This window comes from Bradyrhizobium sp. YR681, assembly GCF_000282615.1.
Lineage (GTDB): Bacteria > Pseudomonadota > Alphaproteobacteria > Rhizobiales > Xanthobacteraceae > Bradyrhizobium.
Map to the genome: position 1 here is coordinate 24,175 of NZ_AKIY01000073.1, position 12,057 is coordinate 36,231.

Consider the following 12,057-nt stretch of genomic DNA (forward strand, 5'->3'; position numbering starts at 1 on the left):
GGCTAAAGCGAGAGCCACACGATCAGGCTCATGCAGGCGAAATGCGCGAGCACGATCGCGGCGAGATGCAGCGGGCCGGCCTTGAGGCGAAGCCTGCGCATCCCGCCGTCCTTCGCGGTGTTGGATTCGTCAGTTGCCACGAACACAGTGCGCTCCCTCCCCCGCTTGCGGGGGAGGGCTGGGGAGAGGGTGCTTCTGCAAGGGGATAATCCCCTGGAGGAGAAAGCCCTCACCCGCGCCTCCGGCGCGACCTCTCCCGCAAGCGGGAGAGGTTGAGCGAGCTTGCGGTTCCCATCGGAGACTCATCTTGCCTAATTCGATCCCGCGGCCGCAGCGGTGAAGCTGCGGTCGACGGCTTTGCTGACGTCGAGCGTCTTCGGCAGGATGCCGTAGCGCGTCGAGCGGTCCGAGGCGGCCTGGATCTCCTTCACCACGTTCTCGTCGATCAGGATCGGGCTGGTGCGCTGCGCGGTGTAGGCCGACAGCAGCACGTCCTCCGGCAGTTTTGTCAGTTCGGCCGTGCTCTTTGCGTATTCGCCGAGGTGATCGAGCGACCACAGCCGCGCCTTGTTCAGCCGCTGCACGAGGTCCTGCACCGCGGCGCGCTTGGTGGCGATGGCGCTGTCGGAGGCGACGATGAAGGTGATGGTCGGCGTCAGGCCTTCACCATCGGCGATCACGCGCGCCTTGTCCTTCAACGTCGCGAATGAGACGTAGGGCTCCCATACCGCCCAGGCATCGATCGAGCCGGCGACGAGCGCGATCTTGGCGTCGACCGGGCCGAGCGGTGCGAAGGTCGCGTCCTCGAGCTTGATCTGCGCCTTCTCCAGCGTCGCGTCGATCAGGAACTGGCCCCAGCCGCCGCGGGTGCCGGCGAGGCGTTTTCCCTTGAGATCGGCCGCCGACCTGATCGGCGAATCCTGGCGCACCAGGATCGCTTGCGTCCTCGCATCCGAGCGCGTGCCGCCGATCGCCTTGATCGGCGCGCCGGCCGCATAGACCGAGAGGAAGGAGAGATCGCCGGTGTAGCCGACGTCGAGCGCGCCGGCGTTGAGCGCTTCAAGGATCGGCGCCGCCGCGGGGAATTCCGACCATTCGATCTTGTACGGCAGGTCTTTCGCATAGCCGGAGATTTCAAGCAGCGAGCGGTTGCCGCCTTTCTGGTCGCCGACGCGCAGCACGACGGTTTCGGCCGCGAACGCGGCGACCGCCGTCGACAGCGTGACGGCGGCGGCGAGCAGCGATGCCGCGAGCCGGCGTGTGATGGGATGATCGTGGGAGTTGATGCTCATTGGCCTGTCTTGTTGCTTTGCTCACGACGTGTGAGCGAACGATGCAGCGAGACGATCAAGTCTATGACCGCGCGATACGCAGTCAATGAAATGGCTGTCCGTATTGCGCGCGCATCGGGCAATGACGTTTCAGCGTAGCGCTGCTTTCGAGAACGTGCGGTGTGTGCGGCCGCAGATGCGCAGGAATGATGCAGAGGAGGGAGCCGCGCCGCGCTCCGCCCGCCGATGCAGCGGTGGAAATCGTTGCATCGTTCCCGCATGCGCTGATGGAGAGAATGACTTTCCTTCGCGCCACATTCGAAATTCCATTTCATTGACGATGCGGGGAACGCGCCGCATGATTTGCGCATCGCATCAACGCGGCGCGACAAACGCCGACGGAACAATTTTCTCTCAACGCAGCTCCGCACGGAACATGCGCAACGCGAACCGTTGCGCAGACGGTGGAGCCGTGCCAGCGCAGGAGCCCGGGCCGATGAACGACGACAACAAGCGGAGCGGATCGGGTCTCGATCGGCGCCATCTGCTTCAGGCGGGGTTGGCGGCCGCTTTCGCCGCGCCGCTCGGTGCCTTTGGCGCGGCGCAAGCCTTCGCGCCGCAAGCGATCGCGCCCGGCGTCAATCTCTCCGAGTTCCCGTTGTGCCGGACGGCATCGGACACACCGGCGCTGACGGGCGCCCCGCGCAAGCTCAAGCTGTCGTGGAACGCCGGCGCGGTCTGCCTTGCCCCGGTGCCGGTCGCCATCGAGCACGGCTTCTTCCAGAAGCATAATCTCGACGTCGAGCTCATCAACTATTCCGGCTCGACCGACCAGCTGCTGGAGGCGATCGCGACGGGAAAGAGCGATGCCGGGCTCGGCATGGCGCTGCGCTGGCTCAAGCCGCTGGAGCAGGGCTTCGACGTCAAGATCGCCGCCGGTACCCACGGCGGCTGCATGCGCGTTCTGACCCGCGCCGACTCCAACGTGAGCAAGCTCGCCGACCTCAAGGGCAAGATCGTCGCGGTCGGCGATCTCGGTGGCCCCGACAAGAACTTCTTCTCCATTCAGCTCGCCAAGCTCGGCATCGATCCCAACAAGGACGTCGACTGGCGCGCTTATCCCGGCAACCTTCTCAACGTCGCCGTCGAGAAGGGCGAGGTGCAGGCGTTCCTGTCGTCCGATCCGCTCGGCTATCTCTGGCTCAAGGATATCAAGTACAAGGAAGTCGCCTCCAATCTCGATGGCGAATATCGCGACAAGAGCTGCTGCATCCTCGGCCTGCGCGGCTCGCTCGTGCGTGAAGAACCGCAAGTCGCCCGTGCCCTGACGCAGGCGCTGCTCGATGCCGCGATGTTCACCGCGCAGAATCCGGCCGTGACGGCAAAATCGTTCCAGCCCTACGCGCCGAAGACGGCGAGCATCGCCGATATCGAGGGCATGGTGCGCTACCACACCCACCATCATCATCCCGTCGGTGAAATCCTGAAGCGCGAGCTGAAGGCCTATGCCGACGATCTCAAGAGCGTGCAGGTCTTCAAGCAGAGCACCGATACCGCCAAATTCGCGGAGCGCATCTATGTCGACGTATTCGCTGTCTGACGGCCTCGCCTCCGGTGCGCCGCGGGCCTCCCGCGCGCCGGTCCTTGCGACCTGGCTCCGGGAGTCCGGCGTTGGCGTGCTCGCCAGCATCGCCTGGATTGCCTTTGGTGTCTCCTGCCTGTGGTGGGAGGATGTCGGCGACTGGTCGCGGACCCATTCGCTCGGCATCGCTGCGTTCATCATCGCTGCGATCGCCTTGTTCGGGACTGTGGGTGCCGACTATCTCGGCTCGCCGGGAAAGGCGCTGCACAAGCGCGCGCCGTGGCTGGTCGCGCTCGGCGTGTTCCTGACCTTATGGGAGGTCGCCACCGCGAAATTCGCCTGGCTGCCGCTGCCGTTCTTTCCGCCGCCGCAGTCGATCATCGAGGTCTATACCGACGATCTGCCAAAGCTGCTCGACAGCGTCTTTGCTTCGGTCAAACTTCAGCTCGGCGGCTATCTGATCGGCGCCACCCTCGGCTTCGTCACCGGCGTCTCGATCGGCTGGTCGCGTGCGGTCGGCTATTGGGCGCATCCGGTGCTGCGCTTCATCGGCCCGCTGCCGGCGACGGCCTGGCTGCCGATCGCCTTCTTCACCTTCCCGTCGAGCTGGAGCGCTTCGACCTTCCTGATTGCGCTCGCAACCGGATTCCCCGTCACCGTGCTGACCTGGTCCGGTGTCGCGAGCGTCAGCAATGCCTATTACGACGTCGCGCGCACGCTGGGCGCAAGGCCGTCCTTCCTGGTGCTGAAGGTCGCGATCCCCGCGGCGCTGCCTCATGTGTTCGTCGGCCTGTTCATGGGGCTCGGCTCGTCCTTCGCCGTGCTTGTCGTCGCCGAGATGATCGGCGTCAAGGCGGGGCTCGGCTGGTATCTGCAATGGGCGCAGGGCTGGGCGGCCTACGCCAACATGTATGCGGCGCTGATCGTGATGTCGCTGCTCTGCTCCGGCGCGATCACGCTGCTGTTTTCGATCCGCGACCGCCTGCTGGTCTGGCAGAAGGGAACCGTGAAATGGTAGCCACAACTCCACTGGCTGAAATCGACGCTCATCCGTCTGCCGGCGCCGCGCTCGATATCGAGCAGGTCAGCCACGCCTTCGACATCGACGGCACTGAACTGCCAGTGCTCAGCGACGTCAGCATCGCGGTGGAGCCCGGCGAATTCGTCGCGCTGCTTGGCCCCTCCGGTTGCGGCAAGTCGACCTTGCTGCGGCTGGTCGCCGGCCTCGACAAGCCCAAGGCGGGGACGCTGCGCGAGGACGAGGCGCGCATCACCCGGCCGCATCCGTCCCGCGTCGTCGTGTTCCAGGATCCGACCCTGTTTCCCTGGCGGTCGGTCTGGGACAATGTCGCGCTGGGGCTGGAAGCACAGGGTATTTTGAAGAGCCAGCGTCAGCGGGTCGATAACGCGCTCGATCTGGTCGGTCTTGCGTCGTTCCGCAATGTCTATCCGCACCAGCTCTCCGGCGGCATGGCGCAGCGCGTCGCGCTGGCGCGGGCGCTGGTCAACGACCCCAAGATCCTGATCCTCGACGAGCCCTTGGGAAAGCTCGACTCGCTCACCCGCATCACCATGCAGGCCGAACTCGTCTCGCTGTGGCAGCGCAAGGGATTTACCACGCTGCTGGTGACGCATGATGCCGAGGAAGCGCTGGTGCTCGCCAACCGCGTCATCGTGTTCAGCGACCGCCCCGCGCGCGTGAAGGCCGACATCCGCGTCGACCGTCCCTATCCGCGCCATCGCGGCGATCCATATCTTGGGGATCTGCGCCGCCAGATCCTCGGCCTTCTGGGGCTAGACGCCACATGGTGACTTCTGCAGCCAAGGGCCGCACGGCCCATAGCGAGCCCGACTACATCGCACGCGCGGAAGCGCTGACCGAAGGCTTTGCCGCACGCGCGACGGAGCACGATCGCACCGGAAGCTTCCCGTTCGAGAACTTTCGCGAGCTCTCCGAGGCAGGCCTGCTGTCGCTGACGGTGCCGGCCGCCTTCGCCGGGGCCGGTGCGGGCGCGCGATACGCGGCACGTGTCCTCGGCATCATCGGCAAGGCCTGCTCGTCGACGGCCCTGGTGTTGTCGATGCACTACATCAATCATCTGGTGATGGCGCGAAGCCCGACCTGGCCGGTGCGGCTGTCGCGCAAGCTTGCCCACGAGACCGTCGAGGGTCTCGCGCTGATCAATGCGCTGCGCGTCGAGCCCGAGCTCGGCTCGCCCACCCGTGGCGGCCTGCCGGCAACCATCGCGCGCTGCACCGAGACCGGCTGGCGCCTCTCCGGCCACAAGGTCTATTCGACGGGGGCGCCGATCCTGAAATGGTATCTGGTCTGGGCCCGCACCGACGAGGCCGAGCCGCGCGTCGGCCAGTTCCTGGTTCCGGCGGGCCTGCCGGGCACGCGCATCGTCGAGACCTGGGATCATCACGGCCTGCGCGCCAGCGGCAGCCACGACGTCATCTTCGACGACGTCGTCATCCCGCTCGACGCCGAGGTCGATGTCCGCAAGCCCGCGGATTGGCGCGCGCCGGATCCGACCCAGTCGACCGTCCATACCATCTTCGTCGCCGCGATCTATGACGGCATCGCCCGTGCCGCGCGGGACTGGCTGGTCACTTTCCTGAAGACGCGGGCGCCGGCCAGTCTCGGCGCGCCGCTGGCGACCTTGCCGCGCGCGCAGGAGATGCTCGGCGGCATCGAGGCGCGGCTCGCGGTCAACGCACGTTTGATCGACAGTTTCGCCTCTGATTTCGACGACGGCTTGCAGCTCGGCGCGATCGAGTCCAACATCGTCAAGCTGACGGTGACCAATAACGCCGTAGCCGCCGTGGAGGACGCCTTGTCGCTGACCAGCAATCACGGTCTGTCGCGCAAAAATCCGCTGGAGCGGCATTACCGCGACGTGCTCTGCGGCCGCGTCCACACCCCCCAGGACGACACCACCAAGATCACTGCCGGGCGCGCTGCGCTGGGCGTCTAGCTCATCACTTGCAAGGAGTTCCCGATGTCGGTCGAGTTCATCGGCTTTATCGCCAACAGCAATGCTTCCGAGACCATCGTGCGCCAGGGGCCGGTGCTCGATCCCAACTATATCGAGACGGTGGCGAAGGCCCATGAGCTCGCCGGTTTCGACCGCGCGCTGCTGGCGTTCCATTCGACCACGCCGGATGCGCTCCAGATCGCCCAGCATGTGCTGACCATCACCAAAAAGCTCAAGGTGATGATCGCGCAGCGCCCCGGCTTCACCGCGCCGACGCTCTTGGCGCGCCAGCTCGCCACGCTGGACCAGCTTTATGAAGGCCGCGTCTCGCTGCACGTCATCACCGGCGGCAACGCCATCGAGCTCAGGCAGGACGGCAACACGCTCGACGACAAGGACGAGCGCTACGCCCGCACCAGCGAATTCCTCGACGTCGTGCGGCTGGAATGGACCAGCGAAAAACCGTTCAACTACAGCGGCAAGTACTACAACGTCGAGAACGGCTTTTCGCAGGTGAAGCCGCTGCAGAAGGGCGGCATCTACACCTTCGTCGGCGGTGGCTCCGATGCTGCGATCGAGGTCTCGGGCAAGCATGCCGACACCTTCGCGCTGTGGGGTGAATCCTACGCGCAGGTGCGCGACGTCACTGCGCGGGTGCGCGCCGCGGCAGCGAAGTACGGGCGGCCGAGCCCGCGCTTCAGCCTGTCGGTGCGGCCGATCCTTGCCGATACCGAGGAGCAGGCCTGGCAGAAGGCCGAGGCAATTCTCGAACGGGCCACCGCGCTTCAGGACCAGACCGGCTACCGCCGGCCCAATCATGCCACCGATGGCGCCAAGCGCCTGCTGGCGCTGGCCGACCAGGGCAGCCGCATCGACAAGCGGCTGTGGACCGAGATCGCAAAGCTCACCGGCGCCAACAGCAACACCACCGCTTTGGTCGGCACGTCCGAGCAGGTCGCCGAAGTCTTTGCCGACTATTACGACCTCGGCGTCAGCCACTTCCTGATCCGCGGCTTCGATCCGCTGCCCGACGCCATCGACTACGGCCGCGAGCTGATCCCGCTGACACGTGAGCTGATCGCGAAGCGTCAGGCCGTTCGCGGCGAGGCGGCGGAATGATCCGCCTCGTGCTGGCCGGCGCGCTGCTGTTCGGTTCGCTCGAACTCGTGGCAGCGCAAACCACGCTGCGCGTCGGTGACCAGAAGGGCAATTCGCAGGCGGTGATGGAAGCGGCCGGCGTGCTCAAGGACATTCCCTACAAGATCGAGTGGAAGGAGTTTCCGGCGGCTGCCCCGCTGCTGGAGGCGCTGAGCGCCGGGGCGATCGAGACCGGGCTCGTCGGGGACGCGCCCTTCACCTTTGCCGCCGCCTCCGGCGCGCCGGTGAAGGCGATCGCCGCGATCCGCCAGACCCGCGAGGGGCTCGCGATCCTCGTGCCCGAGAATTCGCCGATCAAGAGCTTTGCCGATCTGCGCGGCAAGAAGATTGCGACCGGCCGCGGCTCGATCGGCCATCAGCTGATCCTCGCCGCGCTCGAGAAGAATGGCTGGTCCGCGTCAGACGTGCAGATCGCGTTCCTCGCACCGTCTGATGCCAAGATCGCCTATACGCAAGGCTCGGTCGATGCATGGTCGACCTGGGAGCCTTATGTCAGCCAGGAAGAGGTGCTGTTCAGGTCGCGCCGTGTCATTACCTCCGAGGGCCTGACGCCGGGGTTGAGCTTCCAGGTCGCGCGGCCCGATGCCATCCGCGACAAGCGCCCGGAGCTGACCGACTTCGTCCGGCGCCTTACCGCGGCACGCGCGTGGTCGCTGAGCAACGTCGACAGCTATGCCGCAACGTGGGGCAAGCTGATGAACATCCCGACCGCCGTGCCGCTCAACTGGTTGTCGCGGGCAAGAATTCGCATCGCGCCGATCGACGATGGCGTCGTCGCGGACGAGCAGAGCACCATCGATCTCTATTTTCGCTGGGGCCTGATCAAGCAGAAGCTCGATGCGGCCGAGATCGTCGATCGCTCCTTTGCGGATGCGATCGCGAAGGCGGGGCTGTAGCAACGCTCGCGCGGTCCGTATGCTGCTTCTTCCCCTCTCCCCTTGTGGGAGAGGGTGGCTCGCCGCGTCAGCGGCGAGACGGGTGAAGGGTTCTCTCCGCGCACTCATCACTCGCTATTGAACTTGCCGATAGATACCCCTCATCCGGCGCTTGGCGCCACCTTCTCCCGCAAGGGGAGAAGGGGATTCGTGCGCGTAGCACTATTTTCAAAATAATCCTTCTGCGTTCCATGCCGCCGGCAACACCCTCGTTGCTATTTGCATCGCACCCCTTGCAGCACGCCGCATCCCGTCAAAAATCAATTCGACGACCACATCGGGAGACCGGCCATGGGCCTGCAAGAAACAAAAATCGAATCGCTTCCCTTCGTCACCGCTGAACTCAACTATCTCGCGCCTGTTACAGGCAAGCCACGCACCTATGCCTTCGATCCGCCGCCCGGCGAGCCCAAGAGTACGTCGCTGCCGGAGCCGCACCAGGTGCCGATCTTCGATGCGCGGTTGATCGCGAACAATTTCTCGCTCGATCGCGAGGGCTTTGCGCTGGTGCGCCATCCGAACCAAGTAAAGGACTTCTACAACGACGACGAGGTGAGGAAGGTCTACTATCCCGCCGTCGAGGCCTTCCTGCGTGCGACGCTGAAGGGCGATCGCGTCTTCATTTTCGATCATACCGTGCGCAGGCGTGTCGAAGGTGCACCCGATATCCGCGACGGCGGCCCGCGCCAGCCGGCGACGCGCGTCCATGTCGACCAGACCGCCGTCTCGGGCGCCAACCGCGTGCGCGAGCATCTGCCTGACGAGGCCGACGAACTGCTGAAGGGGCGCGTGCAGGTGATCAATCTCTGGCGGCCGATCCGCGGTCCCTTGCGCGATTCACCGCTGGCGATGGCCGACGGCACGACGGTGGCGCCGGAGGATCTCATTGCCTCCGACCTGATCTATCCCAACCGCCGCGGCGAGACCTATTCGGTGAAATACAGTCCGAACCATCGCTGGTTCTATTTCCCCGAGATGACCGCGGACGAGGCGCTGCTGCTCAAGTGCTACGACTCGGCAACCGACGGCCGCACCCGCTTCGGACCGCACACCGCCTTCGTTGATCCGACCACGCCGGCTGATGCCGCGCCACGCGAGAGCATCGAGGTGCGGACGCTGGTGTTCCACAAACAGTAACAATGTGTGATGGCACTGCCGGGCATCGCCCGGCAGTGTTCCCGGAACTTCAGGGAACAATGCGACGTTTGCAGCGCGGGGCAGGGCCAACCGGGGAGCGGTGCCGTGCGAGCGCTGACGACTTTATTATTTTGTCTGGCCACATTTTCTCTGGCGCACGCTGAAAGCGGGCTTGCCTCATATTACGGATACGGAAAAGGCAAGGGCGCCGAACTGACCTGCGCCCACCGGACGCGCCCGTTCGGCAGCGTGCTCACGGTGTCTTATGGCGGTCGCACGATTCAATGCCGCGTCAATGATCGCGGCCCCTTCATTCGCGGCCGGATCGTCGACCTCTCGGTGCCCGCCGCCCGCGCGCTGGGCATGATGAGCGCCGGCGTGGTGCGGGTCTCGGTGGAATAGGCCTTCAGGCGCGTTATAGTGCCGCTCAAAGCAGGGGTGAGGGGGCGCTATGGCCAGGATCAGGGTTGGACTCGTCGGCTGCGGCTTCGTGTCGGAGCTGCATATGTATGCGTTCCGGCGCGTCTATGGCGTAGACGTCGAGGTCGCGGCGGTGGCCGCGCGCGGCGACAAGGTCGTCGCGTTCGCGCAGCATCACAATATTCCGCGCGTCTATCGCAGCTTCGCCGAATTGATTGCGGACGCTGATATCGACGTCGTCGACATTTGCACCCCGCCCAATCTCCACGCCGAAATGATCGTCGCGAGCATGCAGGCGGGCAAGCATGTGATCTGCGAAAAGCCCTTCGCCGGCTATTTCGGCCGCGAGGGCGATGCGCAGCCGATCGGCAGGCACGTGCCGAAGGCGCTGATGTATGAGCGCGTGCTGGAGGAGATGGACGCCACGCGCGCCGCGATCGAGCGCACCGGAAAGCTCTTCATGTATGCCGAGGACTGGATCTATGCGCCTGCGGTGACCAAGACCGCGGAGATCATCAAGGCGACTAAAGACAAGATCCTGTTCATGAAGGGCGAGGAGAGCCATTCCGGCTCGCACGCAGCCCATGCCGCGCAATGGGCGATGACCGGCGGCGGCTCGCTGATCCGCATGGGCTGCCATCCGCTCTCGGCCGTGCTGTATCTCAAGCAGGTCGAGGCGAGAGCGCGCGGCGAGACCATCCGCGTTGTCAGCGTCACCGGCGATGTCGGCAACGTTACGGCAAGCCTGAGGCCCGAAGAGCGCAGCTACATCAGGGCCAATCCCGTTGATGTCGAGGACTGGGGCACGCTCACTGCGACGTTTTCCGACGGCACCAAGGCGACCGTGTTCTCCGGCGACATGATCATGGGCGGCGTGCGCAACCTGGTCGAGACCTATACGTCCGGCGGTTCGCTGTTCGCCAACATCACGCCGAACAATCATCTGATGAGCTATCAGACCTCCGAGGAGAAGCTCGCTTCGGTCTACATCACCGAAAAGGTCGACCGCAAAACCGGCTGGCAATATGTCTGCCTCGAGGAGGAATGGACGCGCGGCTATCTCCAGGAGATCCAGGACTTCATGGAATGCGCCGTGACGGGGCGGCAGCCGCTGTCGGATCTCGCGCTGGCGTATGAGACGATCAAGGTGAATTACGCCGGCTATTGGGCCGCGGAGGAGGGCCGGCGGGTGATGTTGTAGGGGGATGCTCACCGCGACGGGACTGTGCTCCCTCGCCCCGCTTGCGGGGAGAGGGTTGGGGTGAGGGGGACTCTCCACGGGGACGGTGAGAGGCGAAGAACCTCACGTCCCGTATGTCGATCCCTTCGGCAGCGGAAACACCGGGTCCTGGGTGCGAATGTTGGTCGGCCACACCACCGAGATGTGCTCGCCGGCGTTCTGCATCACCACCGGGGTCGAGCGCTCGTTCTGGCCGGAGAGCGGCGTGCCCGGCGGGAAGAATTTCACGCCATAGCCCTGGATGGTGCCGCCGGCGGGAATGTCGACGTCGAGCGCCGCTTTCCGGATCGCCTCGGGCTCGAAGCTGCCGTATTTCTCCTTGGCGACCGGCAGCACGTTGTTGAGCAGCAGCCAGGTCTGGTTGAAACCCATCGAGCAGTGCGGCGGCACGTCGGTGGCGCCGGTCTTGGCCTGGTAGCGCGTGACCATGGTCTTGGTCAGGTCGCCGATTCCCGGCGCGAGTTTTACGGGATCGAGCAGCTGCGCCGGCACCGGATCGATGTTGCAGAAATTGTCGATGTCGGGGCCAAAGGTCGCGCGCAGCTTGTCGAGCTGGCTGTAGCCGGCACCGGCGCCGAACAGCATCTTGAAGCGCAGTCCGCTCTCGCGCGCCTGGCGCAGGAACAGGGTGATGTCCGGATTGTAGCCGGCATGCGAGATCACGTCGACCTTGGCCCGCTTGAGCTTGGTCACGAGCACCGAGAGGTCCGGCGCGGACGCCGAATAGCCCTCGCGCATCACCACCTGGATGCCGGCCTGCTTGGCATAGGCCTCGTCGGCCGCGGCAACGCCGACGCCGTAAGGGCCGTCCTCGTGGATCAACGCGACCTTGACCTCGCCCGGCTCGATGCCGAGTTTTGTCTTGGCGTGCTCGGCGATGAAGCCGGCAAAGGCCTGGCCGTACTGATCGGAATGGATCTGCGCGCGAAACACGTATTGCAGGTTCTTGTCCTTGAACACGGCGGTCGAGACCGCGGTCGTGATCCAGAGGATCTTCTTCTGCTGCTCGACCTTCGCCGCCATCGGCACCGCGTGCGCGCTGGAATAGACGCCGTTGATGATGTCGATCTTTTCCTGGCTGATCAGCCGCTCGGCCTCGTTGATCGCGACATCCGCCTTGCTCTGGGAGTCCGCCGCAACCGGCACGATCTTGGTCTTGCCGCCGATGCCGCCCTTCTCGTTGACGAGGTCGATGGCAATCTGCGCGCCGACCGAGGAGGCGACCGAGCCGCCGGCGGCGAACGGGCCGGTCAGGTCGTAGATCAGGCCGATGCGCAATGTCTCGGCTTGCGCCTGGGCTCGTGTCCAATGGAGGCTGAGTGTGGCGGCGGCAGCC

At 65.1% G+C, this 12,057-nt stretch carries 12 protein-coding genes; 9 read left to right on the plus strand and 3 right to left on the minus strand.

Annotation, left to right across the window (positions count from 1 at the left end):
• Positions 1 to 2: 2 nt before the first annotated feature.
• Both PMI42_RS39020 and PMI42_RS09000 read right to left on the minus strand, forming a co-directional pair.
• Positions 3 to 140: a hypothetical protein gene (locus PMI42_RS39020; RefSeq protein WP_157195730.1), complete on the minus strand. Its 138-nt coding sequence runs from the start codon at positions 138 to 140 to the stop codon at positions 3 to 5.
• A 171-nt stretch (positions 141 to 311) separates the two neighbouring features.
• Positions 312 to 1,292 carry an ABC transporter substrate-binding protein gene (locus PMI42_RS09000; RefSeq protein ID WP_008132803.1) on the minus strand — a complete coding sequence of 327 codons (981 nt, stop codon included), beginning with the start codon at positions 1,290 to 1,292 and terminating at the stop codon, positions 312 to 314.
• 475 nt (positions 1,293 to 1,767) lie between these two features.
• Here PMI42_RS09000 and PMI42_RS09005 point away from each other — a divergent pair, with 475 nt between their 5' ends.
• From PMI42_RS09005 to PMI42_RS09045, 9 genes are all read left to right on the plus strand, one after another.
• A complete protein-coding gene (locus PMI42_RS09005) occupies positions 1,768 to 2,871 on the plus strand; it encodes an ABC transporter substrate-binding protein (protein ID WP_008132804.1) in 1,104 nt (367 codons plus the stop codon).
• Positions 2,849 to 3,871, plus strand: a complete 1,023-nt coding sequence (locus PMI42_RS09010; RefSeq protein WP_008132806.1) for an ABC transporter permease — start codon at positions 2,849 to 2,851, stop codon at positions 3,869 to 3,871. Before PMI42_RS09005 ends, PMI42_RS09010 begins: the two co-directional genes overlap by 23 nt.
• Positions 3,865 to 4,665: an ABC transporter ATP-binding protein gene (locus PMI42_RS09015; protein WP_008132809.1), complete on the plus strand. Its 801-nt coding sequence runs from the start codon at positions 3,865 to 3,867 to the stop codon at positions 4,663 to 4,665. Before PMI42_RS09010 ends, PMI42_RS09015 begins: the two co-directional genes overlap by 7 nt.
• Positions 4,659 to 5,831, plus strand: a complete 1,173-nt coding sequence (locus PMI42_RS09020) for an acyl-CoA dehydrogenase family protein (protein WP_008132811.1) — start codon at positions 4,659 to 4,661, stop codon at positions 5,829 to 5,831. Before PMI42_RS09015 ends, PMI42_RS09020 begins: the two co-directional genes overlap by 7 nt.
• Positions 5,832 to 5,855: 24 nt before the next feature.
• Positions 5,856 to 6,950 carry an LLM class flavin-dependent oxidoreductase gene (locus PMI42_RS09025; protein WP_008132813.1) on the plus strand — a complete coding sequence of 365 codons (1,095 nt, stop codon included), beginning with the start codon at positions 5,856 to 5,858 and terminating at the stop codon, positions 6,948 to 6,950.
• Positions 6,947 to 7,885 (plus strand): ABC transporter substrate-binding protein, encoded by a 939-nt coding sequence (locus PMI42_RS09030; protein ID WP_008132815.1) that lies wholly within the window; start codon positions 6,947 to 6,949, stop codon positions 7,883 to 7,885. Before PMI42_RS09025 ends, PMI42_RS09030 begins: the two co-directional genes overlap by 4 nt.
• A 330-nt stretch (positions 7,886 to 8,215) precedes the next feature.
• Complete coding sequence (locus tag PMI42_RS09035) at positions 8,216 to 9,061, plus strand: CmcJ/NvfI family oxidoreductase (protein ID WP_008132818.1); 846 nt, start codon at positions 8,216 to 8,218, stop codon at positions 9,059 to 9,061.
• A gap of 105 nt (positions 9,062 to 9,166) precedes the next feature.
• The gene (locus tag PMI42_RS09040; RefSeq protein WP_008132820.1) at positions 9,167 to 9,463 is read left to right on the plus strand and encodes a septal ring lytic transglycosylase RlpA family protein; all 297 of its coding nucleotides are present in this window, start codon (positions 9,167 to 9,169) and stop codon (positions 9,461 to 9,463) included.
• A gap of 49 nt (positions 9,464 to 9,512) precedes the next feature.
• Positions 9,513 to 10,682: a Gfo/Idh/MocA family protein gene (locus PMI42_RS09045; protein WP_008132823.1), complete on the plus strand. Its 1,170-nt coding sequence runs from the start codon at positions 9,513 to 9,515 to the stop codon at positions 10,680 to 10,682.
• Positions 10,683 to 10,784: 102 nt separating this feature from the next.
• Here the strand turns inward: PMI42_RS09045 and PMI42_RS09050 are convergent.
• The coding region (locus PMI42_RS09050; protein ID WP_008132825.1) for an ABC transporter substrate-binding protein at positions 10,785 to 12,057 on the minus strand (1,273 nt) is incomplete at its 5' end.

Excerpts from the sequence above, each read along its gene's own strand:
- PMI42_RS09045 (WP_008132823.1), top strand. The coding sequence starts at position 9,513 with ATGGCCAGGATCAGGGTTGGACTCGTCGGCTGCGGCTTCGTGTCGGAG.
- PMI42_RS09010 (WP_008132806.1), top strand. The coding sequence starts at position 2,849 with ATGTCGACGTATTCGCTGTCTGACGGCCTCGCCTCCGGTGCGCCGCGG.
- PMI42_RS09035 (WP_008132818.1), top strand. The coding sequence starts at position 8,216 with ATGGGCCTGCAAGAAACAAAAATCGAATCGCTTCCCTTCGTCACCGCT.
- PMI42_RS09000 (WP_008132803.1), bottom strand. The coding sequence starts at position 1,292 with ATGAGCATCAACTCCCACGATCATCCCATCACACGCCGGCTCGCGGCA.
- PMI42_RS09020 (WP_008132811.1), top strand. The coding sequence starts at position 4,659 with ATGGTGACTTCTGCAGCCAAGGGCCGCACGGCCCATAGCGAGCCCGAC.
- PMI42_RS09005 (WP_008132804.1), top strand. The coding sequence starts at position 1,768 with ATGAACGACGACAACAAGCGGAGCGGATCGGGTCTCGATCGGCGCCAT.
- PMI42_RS09025 (WP_008132813.1), top strand. The coding sequence starts at position 5,856 with ATGTCGGTCGAGTTCATCGGCTTTATCGCCAACAGCAATGCTTCCGAG.
- PMI42_RS09030 (WP_008132815.1), top strand. The coding sequence starts at position 6,947 with ATGATCCGCCTCGTGCTGGCCGGCGCGCTGCTGTTCGGTTCGCTCGAA.
- PMI42_RS09015 (WP_008132809.1), top strand. The coding sequence starts at position 3,865 with ATGGTAGCCACAACTCCACTGGCTGAAATCGACGCTCATCCGTCTGCC.